This window comes from Pseudoalteromonas sp. 2CM28B, from assembly GCF_023161935.1.
The window spans coordinates 44696-65244 of the sequence record NZ_JALNTH010000018.1; the positions used below are offsets into that span (position 1 = coordinate 44696).

Genomic DNA, 20549 nt, shown 5'->3' on the forward strand with positions numbered 1-20549 from the left:
TACGAGGGCTTAATAAATAAACTTTAATCTAAATACTGATTAAAAATTATAAGTAACATTCGCAAAAAATCTACGGCCTAAATTATCATATTGTGAATAAAGCGCACTGTTACCAACGGCTCTAACATAACTAGGAGATACTTGCGGTGGCTCTTCATCAAAAACGTTCGCAATACCCATTGTTACATCAAATTGGTCAAGCTTTAAATTACCTGATAGTGAATGGTAGAATACTTTAGGTGTTTCAGCTACAAAAGTAATATCTTCACCACGGTAAGTTGATTCATTTGAATCATCATAATATTCATAGTCATTCGTTTCATCAACATAGCGTGTAGTCCATGTTAAGCTCCAGTCATCCTTTTTGAATGTTGCTGAAATATTACCAACATGTTTAGGATCACCAATCTCACCAATGTATTGGCTTGGCTCACTGTCAGCAAAAAGCTGGTAGGTACGTTCTAACTGAACAGTATGCTCAATGTTGAAGTATACCGAACCAAAATCGAAATCATCACGGTAAGTGAAGTTTAAATCAACGCCACGTGTACCTTGGTTTGCAACGTTAGTATAGCCACCGTAAATGGTATCGATGCTGTAATCACCATTAGTACCATCATTACGCGTAAACTGTGCACAAATAGGGTCACTTGGGAAGTTTTCAGAGTTATAACAAGTACTTGTTATATCACTACCCCCTAAATTAGCAACTTGGTTACTAATATCAACTTTGTAGTAATCAGCTGAAAATGCATAAGTATTTTCCGGGCTTGTCCACACAAAACCAAAGCCTTCAGAAATTGAAGTTTCAGCTGTTAAACGCCCTGCACCACCACTTGTTACACTGGTTGCTGAGCTTGTACCCAAACCATCATAGTCTGTAGGTACACCAGACGCTAAACAGTTATCATAAATACGTTGTGAAACAGTGCCATCTGCATATCCTGAGCCGTAATCAAAACATGGATCAACTGAGTTCTGACCAAGAAAACCCGTTTGCCCTGCTAAATATAATTCAAACAACGCAGGAGAGCGGAACGATGAACCGCGAGAACCACGTAATGTGAAGCCATCAACAATTTCCCAAGTCATGCCAACTTTAAACGTAGTGTCACTTCCGTAAGTAGATACATCAGTCCAACGCCCTGATGTTGTCAGCTCCATGCGTTTAGCCCATGATTCATCTTCAAAAAGTGGTAAACGAATTTCACCAAATACAGCGCGAGTGTTTTGAGAGCCAGCTGTACGACTAGCACTACTGCTTCCCCACATATTACCGCTTGCGCCATTTATTCCAGGGGTATCATCTAATTCATCTTTTTGGTAAGACATACCAAATGCACTGCCAACGGCACCAGCAGGTAATTCAAATAAATCGCCCGTAATATATGCTTCTAGTGTATGTTGTTTGTAGATGGTTACACCGGTCTCTTCACCAAATAAGAAGTTACGCACTTCATCTGAAGGGTTACCATTAATTTGCTGAGGATCTGTCCAAGGCACATCTACACATGTTTTACCTGATATTTCAGTAACCTCACCAGAACATGATGTTCCGTTAAGTAAGTGATTTTGTGCCATAACCATTGAGTCGCGGTAAATTAATTTATTTTTATATTCACCTTCGTTATGGCTATTTTGATAAGAAATATCCCAATTCCAAAAACCTAAAGAGCCTTCTAAACCAAGCACAAAACGACGATAATCTACTGTTGTCTCATTACCGCTATGATCAGTAAGCGCTACAGGCATGACCCAAGCATCCCCATCAAAACCATCGTGATCGCTTGCAGGACGGAAGTTACCAATGTCTGCTGTCCAGAACTGACGGTAACCTTGGGTTTCAGTTTTACGTGAACTATATAGTAATTCTGCATAACCACTTACGTCATCAGTAAAACTATAATCACCTTGTACAAATAGTGAATATGTCGCTGTTTTAGGTATCATTGACTCTTTATCTGTAAATGGGTGTTGTTTATCCCACCAACCATCAGATTCTTTGTCAAAACCTACATTATACCAACCATCAGGAGTGGTGAAATCGCCTGGACCACTAGCGGCATCATTAAAGCTGGTGTAACCATTGCTACCAAAAAAGCCATCATAATCATAAGAGCCGTAACCAGAATCGAAATTAGATGCACCTGCATTGCTTAGCCATAAACCAAAGCCAGTATCATTACAGTGATAATCACCTGTACGAGGGTCGATAGGATCAGCTCGCTCACCGTCTTCGTCATAATATCTACGAGCAGTACAATCGAAAAACTCACGATCGCCTCGCTGTAACTCATGTTGTACTTTATAATCACCAACTACACGTATCGACCCTTTTTCAAACTCTTCACCGATTGAAAAGTTTACACGTTGCTGTTCACCACCTGACTCAAATGGTTGCGAAAGGTCAACTGAAATAGACTTATCATCACCTTTTTTAGTAATAATATTAATTACACCTGCAACCGCATCAGAGCCATAAAGAGATGATGCACCATCTTTTAACACTTCAATACGTTCAATTGCGGAAATTGGTAATGCATTCATATCAAATGATGATACTTGCCCACGAGTACCTGCAGGACCAGCACGACGACCATTCAACAGTACTAATGTACGATTAGCTCCAAGACCACGCATTGAAATAGTTTCAGCACCAGAACCGCCAGAAGTTACATAACCAACAGACAATGCCGATGTTACTTGGCTAGAGCCTGCAGCAATTGTACTTGTTCGTAATAACTCACCTAAAGATGTGATCCCTTGATTAGCTGCATCTTCAACAGAAATAATAGTAATTGGCGTATCGCTAGCAAAGCTATCTGTACGTATGCGAGAACCTAAAACTTGTATTTTTTCAACTTCTTGAGCACTCTCTTCTTCTGCAGCAAATGTACTTGCTGAGAAAGCAGCTGTAGATACTGCACCAAAAGCGATCGCTAAACGAACTGCTTTTGAAACTTTATTATTTAACATGTGATTCTCCCTAGAACACTATTATATTTTTATTATTTAACTAGACAGGCAAATATCAGCATTAAAACCTGTCTGTTATTTAACATCTTAAGCTTAACTTATGCACAAGGTCAACACCCCATTTACACTTAAGTTACAAGAACAAAATTTTTAACTTTATTTTTTTTTACATATCACCAAGTTCTTTCAAAGGTTAAATAAACGACTTAAATTAAAAGTATACTTTTAAAACAATTAATTCTTTAATATCAAAAGCTTGGACTAACTATAAGGTTTAAATACTAAATAACTTAATTTGACTTAAGTAATTATTTTGTATGAGGTAATTATCACAATACTTGCTTTATTTAGAGCAAATAATAATTTTTTCATCTATCAATTTCTTAGAATTACATGGCTCCTCGTCTAAATAGAATTTTACTGATTACCTATTACTCATATTAATAAAGATGTTAATTAGTGTTAATAAAACTAACTTAGCACCGCTTAAATAATATTATTTTAAATTAAACCAGCCAGTAATTGAGTATCTTGCAGCACGAGCAAAAGGAGTTACGTAAGAAACAGAATGCGGTAATTGCACATCAAAAAGAGATAAAACATTATTTTTAGGCTCAAAAGTTTCTGTCAGCTTTCCATCCATTTCATAAAAATGTAACAGACCACCCCAGTCTGGATGCCACTGTGGTGTAAAACCAAATACAAAAGCAATTGCTCTTTGCTTTATAGGGAGTACATCATTATGTCGTGTCAAAAAATTTCCTGGTACATAGCGTGTTAATTGCACACTTGCACTTTTTAACCCCTTTACACCTGTAACATCACTAATCAATTTTAAAACTTCTTGGCCATTAAGATAATTAAATAGTTCCTTTAGTAATTCATCTTTTTCATTCTGAGTTATTTCATATCGCCCATAAAAAAAGCCAACCCCTTTACTCGCATTTTCATAAATAGTCTGCTGAAGCGCTCTCATTTTATTGGGAGACATATTTTTTAATTCATCATCTGATGATTGAATGTATTGGCCATTTAAAGAATATGCATTCAAATAAGGAATATTGTGTTTTAATTTTTCTGTAATTTGAGATAACCCATCAAACTCTAAAACACTATCAACCATAATTCTCTTATTTTTAGAGTATTCCCTATGTAAATTAACTACATCAATATTTTTATTTAGTTGAATCATAAATATTCCAAAAATAAAAAAGCCACTAAAAAGTGGCTTTTAAATAAAGTTTAAGTTTCTAAGTTATTAGAACTTAACTGTAGCTCGTACATATACAAAGCGATCCATATTAACGTCGTACTCTGTAACAGAGAAGTTGTTAGTTGAGATTGCAAAGTCATTGTTAGTGTATTCACGAGAAGGTTCTTTCGCGAATAAGTTCTCAATACCTACACTAATTTTAGTGTTGTAAGCGTCTAGCGCATAACCTACAGATACATCATGTACAAAGTAAGAACCAATGTAATCAGCCATACCTGGGTAATTTTCTGCGCCGTAAGCTATGTCATAGTAGTTTTGCATACGGTCAACATAACGTGTTTGCCAATGCGCATCAAAGTCACCTTGCGACCAATCTAGAGCAAATGTGCCTTTATATTCAGGATAACCAGCATCACCATACTGTACGCCTACTTGATCTTCGCCATCGAACTCGTTAGTCATTACATAAGACAAATCAAGAGATGTTCTGAAGCTACCGTACTCAGTATCAAACTTGTATGCAGTATAAAAATCTATACCTTCAACATTGTAGGTACCTGAGTTTTGTAGGAAATTACGTAAATCAACGATATTACCGTTAGCATCACGGTCAATGTAATCACAAGAAGATGCATTACTTCCTGAAGTACACTCGTTTAATATACGGTTAGAACCGTAACGACCAATTGAGTTTTCAACTTCGATATCGTAGTAATCGATTGTGAATTCTAAACCATCAACATAGCTTGGGTTATAAACAATACCAAACGTTTTAGATTCTGATTCTTCTGGTTGTAAATCTGGAGAAGAAACGCGAGTTTCACGGATCTGCGTATTAGCTTGCTCATAACCATTTGGTACGCCAGCACAACCAGGTAGGCTTGGAACAACACCTCCTACAGAGTTACACGGGTCTGTTAATGTAGGGTATGCATCTGCATTACCTGCATATAAGTCAGAGATTGAAGGAGCTCGGTAACCTTCAGCCCAAGTACCACGAAGAAGTAAATCATCCATTGGACGGTATTCAACACCAACTTTAGCTGTAGAGTTGCTACCGTATGCGCTGTGGTCAGAGAATCTAATTGCTGGTGCAATAGTTAAACCATCAAATACTGGAATTGAAAGTTCTACATAAGCTTCATCTAAGCGGAAACCACCTGAAGTAGCATCACGTTGGTTACCTGAAGTTTCACCACTTTGAGTTAGTGGATCAGGCGTATCGTAACCTGACTCTTCACGACGTTCAAAGCCAACGGCCATACCTACAACACCTGCAGGTAACTCAAATGCATCACCAGCAAAGTTTACTGTGTAATCTTTAAGTTCTAAACCTTCACGAGAAACACTGTCAAATGTTACAAAATCAACCATATCTTGTGTAATTGAGCCAGCACCACCAAATAGGTTAAGTGGTACACAAGAAGTAGCTGCACTACAGTTGTCACCTAATGCTTGGTTTATACGAGTAAGGTTAAGTAGACCTGTTGTTAAAACGTCTTGGCTATTCTTACCATAAATGTAAGAAGCATCCCAAACCCAAGATGTATCACCAATACCGCCCTCTAAACCAACCATTGCACGGTAAGTAGTATCATTTTGTCTGTAAATACGGTTACCCGCTTCTACAAAACGACGTTGACCAGCAAATGGGATATAACCTTCTACACCTGAGCGAGAAGCATCACCATACAGTGTTTCACCAAATGGGTTGTAGATATTATTTTCGTGGATGTCTACTCGGCTAGCGGCTGCACCAAAAGATGCACCAATTGTTAATGGCATCGCTGCAAGTAGCTGTGAAGATTTACGGTTAGTCATCATGAAATCTGATACGAAACGAACGTCATCACTTAAGTCATAAAAAGCTTGAACATAAAAACTGTTACGCTCTTGTGGCGTTGCAAGGTAGTTTTCAGGCGCGTAGTTATAAACATCACCAGCTCGGTCACGGAATGAATCTAAACCTACAGCTGAACCTGCACCATTAGGAACTAAATCAAAACCAGCGTTTGACTCACCAGCGTTGTTTTCAGTGTAACCTTGAGCAAGTAAGCTATCACGAAGACCAGGGCTGATTGCACTTGAAGTAAGACGTAAACGGCCTTTTTCAGTTGTAGAACTGTTACCCATAGAAGAAATATCGCGATCACCAGCCCAAATTTCTTGTTGAGTTACATGGCTAGCATTAAACATTAAGCCGCCGCGGTCTGAAGTAGTACCAACAGTGATGTCTGCAGAATACTGACGACCATCGTTGTACTTTAAGTTTTCACCACCGTATACAGAAACCTCAACACCTTCAAAATCTTTACGAGTGATGATATTTACAACACCAGCAATAGCGTCAGAACCGTAGATAGCAGAAGCGCCGTCTTTAACAACTTCAACACGTTCAATCGCTGACGATGGGATTGTGTTTAAATCAACTGTAGAACCTAAAGATGAAACCCAGCGCTTACCATTTACTAATACAAGAAGACGCTGTGCGCCTAAGTTACGTAAATCCATGTTTGTTGCGCCAGTACCACCGTTATTAAAGGCAGTATTAAGTGCAGCACCCGCAGCTGGAATTTGTTGAAGAATGTCACCGATGCTTAATTGACCACTAACATTTAAATCATCACGGCTAAGAACTAAAACCGGGCTGGCACTTTCTAAATCAGTACGCTTGATACGTGAACCTGTAACCTGAATACGCTCAACTTTTTCTGCAGACTCTTCTTCTGCAGCAAATGAACTTGCTGAGAAAGCAGCAGTAGAAGCTGCACCAAAAGCGATCGCTAAGCGAACTGCTTTTGAAACTTTATTATTTAACATTTGATTCTCCCTAGAATACTATTTGTTTTATTTTCGACCACTTTTTGTTAATTAATTTGTGATCATGTCACAGATGATAATACTATGAATACAAGGCGGTCAACATTAAATTAACTTTAAAAATACTTTAAGTGACTTCTCGTTATCATTTTTACGTTTTTTTGTTTCGTTTTTTAAGCTCTTTTTCGAACCTAATTTATAAAAAACCCAGCCACAAAAAAACAAGCCACTGATTTAAATGGGAATTATTTACTTTAGTTAGATTTTTATTTTGTAGTGCTTTTGAATAAATATGTAACCAAGATCACAAATGTTAACTTTTACAATTTTTATGCAAAGTAGAAACTTAATATCGAAAAACAACCTATAAAATGCCTATTTACCTCATGACTAAGTTAAAATAATGTAGCTTGGGTAGACTCAGTTGGTGTGTTTAATGCGCTTAATATCATTTGCGCAACAGGGTCGAGCTGTCTTTGGATGTACAGTGGGTAGTTCAGAATGTTTTTACCGGTATAAAGCTCAGCGCCGGTTACTGCGTAAACATATTCAATCACCTGCCCGCGTTTTATTTCAAACTCAGGATGATTCGCTTTGTATTTTTTAACAGCTTGAACATGAGGAGGAATATTTTTGATGTAATCGTTAAGGTGCTGCCCTAACCGCTTTCTATATACTAATTTACGGTCGAACTCACCATTATAAAGTTTTTGCGTGTAGCTGTTTATTATATTGTGCAGTTGCTGTATTTCGAAGTCGTCGGTAAATAAAGTCTCGAATAACTGTGTTTGAAACTCTTGTGCAAACTCAGTCCAATCACTGCGAACTGTTTCCATACCTTTAAAGACCAACTTTTTTTCATTGTTTTTTATTACTTGACCAACATAACGTTTTTTAGAACCTGTTTTTTTACCTCGTATAGTTGGCATAAAAAATGGACTGTAATGGGTTTCAAATTCAATTTCTAAATAGTTTTTTAAACCATAACGCTGCTTTAAATCTACTTGCCACTTTTCGTTGATATGTCGAACAAGTTGGCAGCCAATTTCGTTGCATTGCTCAGGACTGGTATCTTCACTAAGTTTTACAAACGTAGAGTCGGTATCACCATATATCACCTCAAAGCCTTGCGCTTCTATCCATTTACGGGTTGTTTGCATTATCTCATGGCCACGCAAAGTAATGGAACTCGATAAACGCGGATCGTAAAACCGACAACCCTTAGAGCCGAGTACGCCATATAAGCTATTCATAATAATTTTAATCGCTTGCGAGAGCATGGGTTGATTAGTGTCTTTTGCTTCTTGGCGAGTTTGTGTCAGGTGCTCAATTAATTTTGGCAGGTGGTGCTGCGTTCTTGAGAATAACGCCTGATTAAATCCTTCAACCGCATGCTCTGGTGCATTTAACCCTGCGATTAAACCTAGCGGGTCAATACAAAACGTACGCATAATTGAAGGGTATAAGCTTTTAAAATCAAGTACCAAAACGTTTTTATACAGCCCTGGAGTCGACTCCATCACATAGCCACCGGGGCTTTCAAATGAGAGCCCATGATCGCCTAAATTGGGGGCAACATAACCACTGCGGTGTAATAACGGTAAGTATAAGTTTGTAAATGCGGCAACCGAGCCACCCATGCGTTCCAGTTCGAGCCCTGTTATTTGGGTTCTGACTATGGCAAATTCAAATAACTTTAATTTTTCGAAAATTTGATTAACCAAAATACAATCTTGGCGGTTATAAGCAGCAAGAGCGAGCTTGTCTTCATTAAATTGGCGTACAATTTCAGATAATCGGTTATCGGTTTTTATTAATTTAGATTCGTTAAGCACACGCTCTGCAACATTAGCTAACGAAAAGCTGTCAAATCGATAAGTCGCATTTTTTAATGTATCAATGCCATCTATTACGCAACGCCCTGGGAGCGTTAATCGGGTGTAATGACCCTTATTAATATATAAAGGTTGATTATCTCGGCCAAAGTTTAGAGTAAGCCCTAACGCCTCTGCGCGTTCTTGCAATAAACTAAAATCAAAATCAATGACATTCCAACCAATAATAACATCGGGGTCATTATTTATAATGTACTGCTGCAGCTTGGTAAGTAGGTTAATTTCGTCATAGCACCAGTCTATTTCAAATGTCGAGTCGCTCTGCAGCTGCGGCTCACCTATCATCAATACGCAATCTAGACCATTTCCCACCAGTGCAACACTAAATAACACCCCGTCGCCATTGCATTCTATATCCAAAGAAACAGACTTAAGCGTTGGCGTATAATCGGTGTTTGCTTTTAACTTTGCGTCACTAATTTCAATAAAGCCGTTTTGAGCTTTGGCGTTACCCGCTACCCACACACCTCCTTTAATAAAGCGCTCCATTAAAAAGCGGTCGCTGTGGCGTACATCGGCCTCATAAATTGGCATTGCTTGTTCTAGTAGAGTTCGCGCAGTATATAAACTATGTATGTCGTTGAAGTAACAAGCCACACACTCGCTGCCACTAAAATGGCACAACTCAACCTTATTAAATTGCGCTTTTATATTTGCCTGTGCGAGTAAAGTATTTGCAGTATGTTGCGCTGACAATGGGATGAAAAACACTGCCTGCTGGTTTTCAATAATAACTTTAAGTGGGCCCTGATCAGAGCTTAGCCAATAGCACAAAGTAATACCTTGTGCATTTTTAGCCGCGTATTGTTGCCTTGATAAAATAAAGCCCTGATAGATTGCTTGTGTCAATGTTCGATCCCACTTAATATATACACTGTAATTATATACATATTTTAGGTTAATCATCACATGCTATCGAGCTCACTTAAAAAAACAATTAGACAAGTACACCAGCATGTTGCAAATAACCTAACCGATTACCGCCCTCGCAGTAGTCAAAACTATTTAGTTGCTGAAATCGCCAAAACATTAGCCGGTGAATACCATAAAAAACAACGTATTTGTGTTATTGAAGCAGGCACAGGCACCGGAAAGTCATTAGCTTACTGCCTAGGCGCTCTACCACTGGCATTAGCACAAAAAAAGAAATTGGTTATTTCCACAGCTACTGTGGCTTTGCAAGAGCAATTAATCGCTAAAGAGCTGCCGTTTTTTAAAAAACACTCAGGGCTCGATTTTAAATTTGATTTAGTAAAAGGCCGCCAACGTTATATTTGTGCACACAAACTTCATAATGCACTAAACAGCGATAGCCAAACTCAAATGGAGTTTATGCCTACCCTTACATCGCCATTAAGTGATATGGAAACTAAGTGCTTAAAGCAACTTTACGATGCCTATATCAATAAAAAATGGCAAGGCGATAGAGACAGCTGGGCCGATACCATTCCTGATAGGGTATGGGGGCTCATTGCTTGCGATAAGCATGCTTGCCAACGCCAGATAAAAGCACACCAAACATGCCCGTTTCAACTGGCTCGCCAGCAGTTAATGCAAATGGATGTATTGGTTATAAACCATTCGTTACTGTTAGCCGATTTAGACTTAGGGGGCGGAAAAATTTTACCCGAGCCCGACAACACCATTTATGTAATCGATGAAGCGCATCACCTTGCGCATATTACCCGCGATTTTTCATCTGCTGCGGCTACAATAAAAGGCACGATAGATTGGCTCGACAAACTCACTAAATTTAGTGGCAAAATGGCCAAAGTGTTAGTGGGTCAAAAAGGTATTGGGCAAAACTTTAAGTTATGCGATAGCGTTAACGATGCTAACAAAGATTTAAAAGTGGTGCGCGATATACTCGACAACGCTGATTTTGAATATTCAAAAGACGATACCTATCGCTTTGAACATGGTGAAATACCTAAATCGTTACACGCAAAAGCAAAAGACATTAACGAAGCCACGCTTGATGCATTACGGTGTTTGAATAAAATGCACGACACCCTCACCCAAGATGTAAGCGACGGTGATATTAAACCTTATATTGCCGACCCCATTCTGGCTGAAAGTGGGCAATACATAAACCGATTAGAGCAACTTAATAAATTATGGTTTAGTTACGCCACTAAAGGCGAAGGCACACCGCATGCGCGTTGGATAAAACGACTTGAATATAAAAGCCATCATGATCACTTGCTTAGCGACTGCCCCATTGAGGTCGGTTACTATTTAAAAGATAAGCTGTGGAGCGAATGCGCTGGAGCCGTGTTATGTTCAGCTACCTTGAGCGCACTCGGTTCATTTGATCATTTTGCCTATGAAAGCGGTCTTGCTAAAGAGGAAGGGGTGAAATTTATTAAAGTCCCCTCTCCGTTTGACTACCCAAAACAAGCCACTTTACGCATTCCGGCCTCAAGTATAGAGCCAACAGATAAAGAATTTAGCGATCATATCGCTAAAACATTACCCGAATATCTGAACACTAAAAAAGCCAACTTAGTGTTGTTTGCCTCTTACTGGCAAATGGACCATGTAAGTAAGTTTCTTAGAACAAAAGGTTTTAACTTATTAGTACAAGGTGAAATGTCACGAGAAACTTTACTCAAATTACATACTAAAAATATTGATGAAGGCAAAGGCAGTATTTTATTTGGCACCCAAAGCCTTTCTGAAGGGCTTGATTTACCTGGAAAGTATTTAGAAAACCTGATTATTACCAAAATTCCGTTTGCGGTGCCCACCTCGCCAATAGAAGAAGCACAAGCAGAGTTTGTGCAAAGTAAAGGCGGTAATCCGTTTTTATCGATAACCGTGCCAGACGCAGCAAAGAAATTGGTACAAAGCTGTGGTAGACTGCTGCGCAAAGAAAGTGATGCAGGCACAATAACTATTTTAGATAGACGCCTAGTCACCAAACGATATGGCAAAGCCATGCTTGACACCTTACCACCTTTTAAAAGACAAATAGATTACTGATGTTTGAACTTGCACTCGACCCAACAACTTGGGCTATTTTATGTGGCGTTGCACTTTTAGCGGGCTTTATTGATGCTATTGCTGGCGGCGGTGGATTACTTACTGTACCAGCACTGTTAACGGCGGGATTGCCTCCTCACTTGACGCTCGGCACTAATAAATTGGCCGCCAGTTTTGGCTCGTTAACGGCCAGTATCACCTATTATAAAAAACAATTATTTAACCCACGATTTTGGTTTGCTTCTATAATCGCCACCGCCATAGGTGCTTTGTTAGGCACACTTATTGTTGATCATTTAAGCATTGAGTTTTTAAATAAACTCTTACCCATTATTATTATTTTAGTGGCTTGCTACAGCTTGTTTGGTAATTTAAGTACCACACAAAGTGATGATCTGCCTAAATTAACCCGCACAATAAAAGTAAAACAGTGGCTACAAGGATTAAGCCTAGGTTTCTTTGATGGTTTAGCTGGGCCTGGAACGGGAACTTTTTGGACTGCCTCAAACGGTATGCTTTATAAAATGAGTTTGCTACTTAATTGTGGTTTGGCGCGTTCAATGAATTTTGTTTCTAACTTTATCTCGCTGATCACCTTTGTTGCACTTGGCCATGTTAACTTTTTACTGGGAATTACAATGGGCTTCTTTATCATGCTTGGTGCATGGTTTGGCGCACATTCAGCGATTCGTTTTGGCAGTAAATTTATTCGCCCAGTATTTAATACTATGGTTATACTTTTAGCGTTAAAACTAATTTACGAGGCATACTTTTAACATGCAATCTGCTGCTTTAGACAAACTACGCCAACAAGTTGCTACGCTTAAGCAACAGGCAGAGCAATTTGATAAAGCAAAATTATTTGCTAAAAACCGGTATATGCAGGCACAGCCGAGCTTATTTGACAGAGCCGTATTTAGTACCAAAAGCATGAACTTAGCCGACTATGTAGTAGAAATAGAAGATGAAATAGCCAGCCTACCACCGAGCGAACACCGCCATGCTTACACCTATGCACTTGAGCGCATTACCAGCCAGGTACAAGCGGTCTTTAATGTAATTAAATCGACCCCTATTTGGGTGAAAGAAAACAAAAGTCATTATAAGCCTCGTGCCAAACAGCCTATTTACAAACAAGCAGTGCAAAAAATCATGCAATCATCCCATGAGTTATATGATGAACTTAAACAAAACCATGAGTTTGAACGCCGCTTGGTATTAATGATTGAAGAGCGTAAATTGCAAATGGAAAAAGCATCACCAGCGCAAGCGCAAAAGCTTAATCAAGAAATTTTAACCACTCATGCACGACTCGGCCGTTGTAGAAAAGCAATTTCTGCCACCGAAGACAAAATTCAACAAGTAGAAAAACAACAGCTACGCTAATGCAGCTTTTTTATCACCCTCTGTACTCGCAATTAGAGTTACCTGAGCGCCATCGCTTTCCAATTAAAAAGTATCAGCAGCTTAAGCATGAAATAGAGCGTTTAGGCTACACACAATTTATATCACCTTCGCCAGCAACAACAGCGCAATTGAAATTGTGTCATAGCTCAGAGTACATCGCAGATTTTTTAAATGGCTCGTTAACTGACAAAGCGGTTAAGAAAATGGGGTTTCCGCACTCACCTGAACTAGTCGAGCGAACCCTTTATTCTGTTGGTGCCAGTATTCAAGCAGCTGAGAATGCACTTAAAAGTGGTTTAGCGGCTAATTTAAGTGGCGGGTACCACCATGCTTATAGCAATTACGGCAGTGGCTTTTGTATTTTTAATGATTTAGCCATTGCGGCAGCGCATCTTATTGCAACGGAGCAAGCCGACACCGTATTAATATTTGATTGTGACGTACACCAAGGTGACGGTACCGCGCAAATAACCCAACAGCACGAGCAGATAATTAGCTGCTCAATTCACTGTGAACAAAACTTTCCTCGGCAAAAACAGCACTCAAACTACGACTTTGGCTTACCTGCAAACACCACAGATGCAGAGTATTTAACAACACTAGAGCAAGCTCTTGAGTTATGTGTTCGCCTCCACCAGCCCGATATTATTTTATATGATGCGGGCGCCGATATTTATACCAAAGACGAACTCGGCTTATTTGCTGTTTCTTTGGCTGGCGTATACGCGCGTGACTTTGCCGTTCTTAACTTATGTAAGCAGCGAAACATCCCGCTTATGTGTGCTTTAGGTGGTGGTTATCAGCGTAACATTAATGATTTAGTCAGTGTCCATAAACAACTATTTAAAGCGGCTCTCGATTTATAACAGTCCTTGGTATAGACTCATTTAAGACAATAACAAAGAGTGACTGGAATATGCGATTAGATGACGACATACACAATTTTTACGAAAAACTCGTTTTAGAAGAAATAGAAAAACGTAAACTTAATGAACGTTACAACGACGATGTAATGGCTGACTTTTGCTGTACCGTACTCAATCAATTACCCCCACGTTATATTCGATACGATGTAGATATGGCATTTTATTTAACTCAAACAGATCGTTTAGATATGCAGCAACGCGTTGAACTTGCTATTAATTTTGCGATTGATCAGATTGCTAAAAAGAAAGATATTAATGAGTAACCCGCTAGAAGACGCCCCTACACACATAAAACTTGCTGTGGATTTAATTATGATATTAGAGCAACACGACGTAGAGCCCGAAGAAGTATTAAAAGCGCTCGATATCGTAAAAAGTGACTTTGAGAAAAAGCTAGTTAGTAACTAGCTTTACTCTATTGTTTGTATTTCATGAACGGTGACAACACCATCGTGTTTATTACAATCAATTTTAATTTCGCCGAATGTTCGTCTCGGTGATGTTGACCTACGGCAGGTCATGTTTTGAGCTTTAACACTAAACTGCTCAATATAAACGGCAACAATTGCATCTATTTGTTGCTTCTCGTGTGTTGTCGCAGCAGTATAAAAAGTATCATATTGTTGTGACCAATTTTCAACGCCTGCTTGTGCAGCAACACCCAACCACCCCATACTAAGCTTAGTTATTGCTCTAAATATTGCTCTTTTCTGTATGCCTTAACACCATTATATTCTTTTTTCTTCATGGTATTATCGTTGTAAAGACTTATTGGTGACGAATTACAGCCAGTTATTAAAGCCATCAATACCAGCAAAGTGGCACTCAATTGTCGATGATTCATTATTATCCTTAATTTATTATTGTTTTTGCCCAGAAACATATACCACTTTTAAAACACCCGCCCTAAAATATGTTAGCATAAATTTAACATTATCATGGGATTGCAAAGCTTACAGCGATTATTTTATTAGCGCAGCTTTAATCGCCCATTTAAAAATAGATAAACCTAATTTTTTAATACCCTGTGTTTATACCCAGGCTACTTTACTACTTTAAGTACAATACATTTAACTGGCTCAAATTTATCACTGGCTGTCTGTTTGTTGAACTAGTAGCAATAACTGCGCGGCCGCTTTGGCATCGTCTAATGCACGGTGATGATTAGTTAAGTCTAAATTAAAGTGTGCCGATAAATTACCGAGTGAGTATGACTTTAATCCCTTAAATGCTTTGCGTGATTCAACGACTGTACACAGTTTTGGCATTTTAAAATTAATTCCCATCCTCTCAAGCTCTTTTTTAATAAAGCCATAATCAAAATTAACATTGTGAGCGACAAAAATACTACCCGAAAGCTTATTTAATAAAGTCGAAGCAATGTCGCTAAATATAGGCGCATCACTTACCATGGCATCGTTAATACCGGTTAGTTTGGTAATAAAACGAGGGATGGGCCGCTCTGGGTTTATCAGCGTAGTCCATGTGTCAACTATTTCGCCCTGCTTTACTTTAACAATACCAATTTCGGTAATGCGGTTACCGCCTTTGAGGCCTCCTGTAGTTTCAATATCTACCACACTATAAATACGGTTAGGGTCTACATACCAGTTTACCGCTGCAATATTGACTTTAAAACCACTGTTTTTTAAATTATCGATGCTCACTAGCTGGTTTCTTTTAAGCTTGTCTCCGGGCGCTTTTACCTCTTCAAAATGAACGCTATTGTTATCAACAATCATTAAATCGGGATAACCATCTTTTAGCTGTCGGTAGTTTTTTGCCATATTTTTTAAATGCTGAAGTAAAGCCGTTATTGGGCTATTTAATATAAGCATCTCTACTGGCTTTAATACATCTTTGTGCCACCTAAATAAGCCATTTGGTTGCTCATAATACTTCGCGGCATGGTCACACACTAAACGCAGCAATTTCTGGGCACTACTACACGCAGCTAGCCGCGCTTCTATTTGTGAGGATTGATTTATATAAAATGTGTCTGTTTTTAACGCTTGCGGGAAAATATCAAATTCGTTACAAGGTGGTGTTGGGGTTTCAATAAAGAGCTCTTGCCAAAAAACCAGCGCAAATAAGCTTTGCCACAACGTATTTTCAGTATAAAAAACGTGTTTGCCTTGACGAGTGTAGTGCTCGCTTACACCTAACTCAACATCGCCACGGTAAAGCTCATCAACTTCTATAATACAGCGTGTACTGGCTAACATTTCACTAAGCCGTGAGCGTGTTTGCTTGTTAAATTTTCGCATTAAAAAGTCATCCGCAAAGTACAATAACTCATCGGTGAGCGGATTTTCTATAATTTTCTCAAGTTGCGCCTTTACCCATTCTTTATTGCCTAAACGGTATTGCTCTCTTATTTGAATTTCTAGTGCGTGCGCATCGTCTTCGCAGGCATTAAGTACATCAAACGCTAATACAGGGTTAGTTGTTTTTAGTTGCTTATAAAGTATGACCAATAACTTATTCTTTAGCTCTCGAGCTATAACTCCTACTGCTAATTCATTTATTAACTGTTTTGCTAGCGTCTCATTTTCATTGTCATCTTTCGCGTTTTTAACAGCTAACCGAAAACGGTTTAACACATAGTTAGATTGCGCTTCCTCAATTGAGTCAAAGCGAGACAAACTTTCATTATGCCCTTGCCTAACAGGAGTTACCCCTAAATCTCTTAGTACAAACCGGTTTTGATGATTAACATCACCGGCACTGAGCCTGCCAAGATACAAAAATTCAAAATACTCGTAATACTCTTCTCTATTATTGATCACGTACTGATTATACAAATGCGAAAGACGCTCTGGCTTAGATTCAAAAAATGAAATAGCGACTTCAACTAAACAACTTTTAGCCGCACTTTTTTTAAATAATGGTGGCAGCTCTTGTTGAGCTAACAACTCAATTAAGGCCGGCTTTGTTAGATGACTAAGCAGTTGCTTAGCGTCTGCTTGTGAGGGTTCACAGACTAACCCAGCTGTTTTTAAATTAAAAAGTGCCTGATAAGGCGAAATAATCTCTTCATAATTTAATGACTGAGTTTGCACTAAATAAGGTTTACGAGAATAAATACGTGCTAGCATGCATTGGCTTTGCTCGTCGAGCGTGTTTATTTTATTAATAAATGTAATGTGCTTTTGCTCAAGCAAATGCATACATTTATCACTCACAAAGCCTATTAGCTCTTTAAAATGTGCCAAATAATATTTTGCTGGTAACTCTTTTCTCATAAAAACCGCTCACACTGTATATAAAAACAGTATCTAGCATCTCATTATTTTTATCAACCCAATAAAAATTTTTTATGCATACGTATTACTATTGAAATATCTTTTTTAGCGTGATTACTCTGTGCTAAGGTTGCCCGCAAATTATTAGTGGTACTTTAACTTCATTACACATAATAAAAATTAGGATTGAACAACATGACAACACAGCATGCAGCTAAAGGTGAGCAAAGCGCACAGACAAAGTGCTCATTTTTATACGTTATTTTTATATCGGCTGTTGCCGCCATTGGTGGCTTTTTATTTGGTTTTGATTCAGGCGTTATAAATGGCACTGTATCGGCATTAGGTAATACATTTAACTCAAGCAGTGTAGCAACAGGGTTTAATGTTGCCTCTGTTTTACTTGGTTGTGCGCTGGGTGCTTTAGCTGCTGGCCCATTAGCTGACAAATTTGGCCGTCGCGCTATTATGATTGTCACTGCACTTATATTTGCTATCAGTGCATTTGGCTCTGGCATTGCTGATAGCTCAGCTGAGTTTATTTTTTACCGCTTATTTGGTGGATTAGGTATAGGTGCGGCATCTGTTTTAGCGCCGGCTTATATTGCAGAAGTAGCACCTGCCAGCTTACGCGGCCGTTTAGCAACACTGCAGCAGCTTGCTATTGTGCTGGGTCTGTTTGCTGCCTTTTTAAGTAACTACCTAATTGCTAATGCCGCAGGCGGTGCCGAGGGTATTTTACTGTTAGACTTAGCTGCATGGCGCTGGATGTTTTGGGCTGAACTGGTTCCTGCAGGCTTGTTTTTAATTGGGGTCTTGTTTATCCCTGAGTCACCGCGCTACTTAGTTGCACAAGGCAAGCTTAAACACGCTAAAACTGTATTTAATAAAATTTCAGACGATGATGCTGATGCGCAAATCAATGACGTAAAGCAGTCTCTGAAAAGCGATAAAAAACCAAGTATTCGCGATTTATTTATAGATGGCAGTAAAAAGGTACACCCTATTGTTTGGGTGGGTGTGGCCTTGTCAGTGTTTCAACAATTTGTTGGTATTAACGTGGTATTTTATTACGGTTCAGAACTTTGGCAAGCCGCTGGTTTTGATGAATCACAATCACTGTTTATTAATGTACTTGCCGGTACTACTAATATTTTATCGACCTTTATTGCCATTGCTTTAGTTGATAAAGTGGGACGTAAGCCATTGTTACTGGTAGGTAGTATAGGTATGTTTATTAGTTTAAGTGCACTTACCTACACCTTTGGCAGTGCAGGTCTTGATGAAGCGGGCAAGTTAGCACTTAGCGAAAATATGGGTACCTTTGCTTTAATAATGGCTAACCTGTTTGTGGTATTTTTTGGTTTAAGCTGGGGCCCAATTGTGTGGGTACTGCTTGGCGAAATGTTTAATAACCGCATCCGTGGTGCAGCGCTTGCAGTTGCTGCCAGTGCGCAGTGGATAGCTAACTTTGCTATTACTATGACCTTCCCGATTATGCTAGGTAGTATTGGTTTAGCAGGCGCCTATGGTTTTTACACTCTCTCGGCGTTTATTAGTGTGTTCTTTGTGGTTAAATACATTAAAGAAACACGCGGTATGAAATTAGAGTCAATGTAAATTACTTGGCTGGAGTAAAATAGCGCTTAAAAATGCTATTTTACTCCAACGTATTTATCTCTCCTTTGTAAGCCCTTTCATTTGCTTGTTCCTCATCTACAAACAATATGCTTTTTTAGTATATATAATCTTTTAAAGTTCTTTTTTAGAATATAAAAAGTTAGCTATTGTTCGCCAACTATCTCTACTTAGTCTCAATTTAAATGAAAAACAGTTACTCTCGGGCCTTATTTTCACCTCTGCGTTAAGCACATTTAATGTATTTGCAACGAATGGCTATTTTACTCATGGCTACGGTATGACTCACAAAGGCATGGCAGGTGCTGGTGTAGCGTTATCAGAAGAGTTAATGTCGGGTGCAAATAACCCGGCTACTTTTTCAGCTAATGGCACGCAAATGTCGGTAGGCATAGAATTATTTGCTCCTGAGCGTAACTACACCGCTGCAAAGGTCGATGAATACTTTACCAATGCACTGTATTTGGACGCAACAACCAAAAAAAGTGATAACAGCTTATTTGCAATTCCCGAATTTGCTATTGGCCATCAATTAAATGAGCGCATTAATATTGGCCTATTAGTTTACGGTAACGGCGGAATGAACACAGAATATGTGGCTGCTTCTGCCCCTCAAGGCACATTTTATGGCGGCACCACTGGTGTTGACTTAAAACAGTTATTTGTCAGTCCAACCATGAGCTATCAATTAAATGAACAAATACGCCTAGGTGTTTCTGCTATTTATGTAGTGCAACAATTTGAAGCACAAGGTTTGGCAAATTTTGCCGCCTTTTCGCAAAAGCCAGAGGCGCTGTCTAATAATGGCGTTGATACCAGCACAGGCATTGGAATGCAACTTGGGATCAGCCACATTATTAATCCGTCATTTAGCTGGGGCGCCAGTTACCGTTCATCAGTGTCTATGGATGAATTTGACCGTTACAGCGGCCTGTTTGCAGAGCAAGGCGGGTTTGATTTACCAAGCTCTATTCAGATCGGTACCGCTTGGCAGTTTTTACCATCGCACCAAGTGGTGTTTGATTGGCAAAAAATAAATTACAGTGAAGTAAAAAGTATCGCCAACCCTATTACTAATTTAATGTCAACGCCACTAGGGGCTGAAGCCGGAGCAGGCTTTGGTTGGCACGATATGAGTATTTATAAACTGGGTTATCAATGGCAACGCACTGAGCAACAAAAAATTAGGTTTGGTGCTTCTTATACTGAGCAACCCATTCCATCATCTGACATTTTATTTAATATTTTAGCGCCCGGTGTGCAAGAATGGCATTTTACAGCAGGCATTAGTCATGCGCTTAGTGACGCGGTGCAATTTAACGCAATGGCTTTTTATTCACCCTCTAAAAATGTGACAGGTGCAAACTATTTAGCGCCTAATCAACAACTATCAATTTCAATGGAACAATCAGGATTGGGTTTATCCCTTGCTTGGAGGATTTAA

The 20549-nt window shown here is 39.0% G+C and carries 13 protein-coding genes and 1 pseudogene; 8 read left to right on the forward strand and 6 right to left on the reverse strand.

Features of this window, described 5'->3' with window-relative positions:
- Positions 1-39: 39 nt before the first annotated feature.
- The 4 genes from MTN96_RS20950 to MTN96_RS20965 form a co-directional block, all read right to left on the reverse strand.
- Positions 40-2976, reverse strand: coding sequence for a TonB-dependent siderophore receptor (locus MTN96_RS20950; protein ID WP_248532674.1), 2937 nt, complete (start codon positions 2974-2976; stop codon positions 40-42).
- 496 nt (positions 2977-3472) lie between these two features.
- Positions 3473-4168, reverse strand: coding sequence for a 2OG-Fe(II) oxygenase family protein (locus MTN96_RS20955; RefSeq protein WP_248532675.1), 696 nt, complete (start codon positions 4166-4168; stop codon positions 3473-3475).
- A gap of 66 nt (positions 4169-4234) precedes the next feature.
- On the reverse strand, positions 4235-7009 hold the full coding sequence (locus MTN96_RS20960) for a TonB-dependent siderophore receptor (protein ID WP_248532676.1): 2775 nt from the start codon (positions 7007-7009) through the stop codon (positions 4235-4237).
- Positions 7010-7404: 395 nt separating this feature from the next.
- The gene (locus MTN96_RS20965; RefSeq protein ID WP_248532677.1) at positions 7405-9753 is read right to left on the reverse strand and encodes a DNA polymerase II; all 2349 of its coding nucleotides are present in this window, start codon (positions 9751-9753) and stop codon (positions 7405-7407) included.
- 60 nt (positions 9754-9813) lie between these two features.
- Between MTN96_RS20965 and dinG the strand changes: the two genes are divergently transcribed.
- From dinG to MTN96_RS20995, 6 genes are read left to right on the forward strand one after another with little or no spacing between them, the layout of a single operon-like run.
- Positions 9814-11889, forward strand: a complete 2076-nt coding sequence (dinG, locus tag MTN96_RS20970; RefSeq protein ID WP_248532678.1) for an ATP-dependent DNA helicase DinG — start codon at positions 9814-9816, stop codon at positions 11887-11889.
- Positions 11889-12665, forward strand: a complete 777-nt coding sequence (locus MTN96_RS20975; protein ID WP_036982008.1) for a TSUP family transporter — start codon at positions 11889-11891, stop codon at positions 12663-12665. Before dinG ends, MTN96_RS20975 begins: the two co-directional genes overlap by 1 nt.
- Position 12666: 1 nt before the next feature.
- Positions 12667-13275, forward strand: coding sequence for a primosomal replication protein (locus tag MTN96_RS20980; protein ID WP_248532679.1), 609 nt, complete (start codon positions 12667-12669; stop codon positions 13273-13275).
- The gene (locus MTN96_RS20985; protein WP_248532680.1) at positions 13275-14162 is read left to right on the forward strand and encodes a histone deacetylase; all 888 of its coding nucleotides are present in this window, start codon (positions 13275-13277) and stop codon (positions 14160-14162) included. The genes MTN96_RS20980 and MTN96_RS20985 overlap by 1 nt, the downstream gene beginning before the upstream one ends.
- 50 nt (positions 14163-14212) lie before the next feature.
- Positions 14213-14485: a late competence development ComFB family protein gene (locus tag MTN96_RS20990; RefSeq protein ID WP_013465384.1), complete on the forward strand. Its 273-nt coding sequence runs from the start codon at positions 14213-14215 to the stop codon at positions 14483-14485.
- Positions 14478-14630 carry a YbaM family protein gene (locus tag MTN96_RS20995; protein ID WP_081762898.1) on the forward strand — a complete coding sequence of 51 codons (153 nt, stop codon included), beginning with the start codon at positions 14478-14480 and terminating at the stop codon, positions 14628-14630. Before MTN96_RS20990 ends, MTN96_RS20995 begins: the two co-directional genes overlap by 8 nt.
- A gap of 2 nt (positions 14631-14632) precedes the next feature.
- Here MTN96_RS20995 and MTN96_RS37160 read toward each other — a convergent pair.
- Together MTN96_RS37160 and MTN96_RS21010 are read right to left on the reverse strand one after the other, a co-directional pair.
- Positions 14633-15066: pseudogene (locus MTN96_RS37160) on the reverse strand (sel1 repeat family protein).
- Between the two features lie 244 nt (positions 15067-15310).
- Positions 15311-17467 carry an exonuclease domain-containing protein gene (locus MTN96_RS21010; protein WP_248532682.1) on the reverse strand — a complete coding sequence of 719 codons (2157 nt, stop codon included), beginning with the start codon at positions 17465-17467 and terminating at the stop codon, positions 15311-15313.
- A gap of 195 nt (positions 17468-17662) precedes the next feature.
- On the opposite strand from MTN96_RS21010, the gene MTN96_RS21015 reads away from it, so the two are divergent.
- Positions 17663-19087: a sugar porter family MFS transporter gene (locus MTN96_RS21015; RefSeq protein ID WP_248532683.1), complete on the forward strand. Its 1425-nt coding sequence runs from the start codon at positions 17663-17665 to the stop codon at positions 19085-19087.
- Positions 19088-19316: 229 nt separating this feature from the next.
- The gene (locus MTN96_RS21020) at positions 19317-20549 is read left to right on the forward strand and encodes an OmpP1/FadL family transporter (RefSeq protein ID WP_374275685.1); all 1233 of its coding nucleotides are present in this window, start codon (positions 19317-19319) and stop codon (positions 20547-20549) included.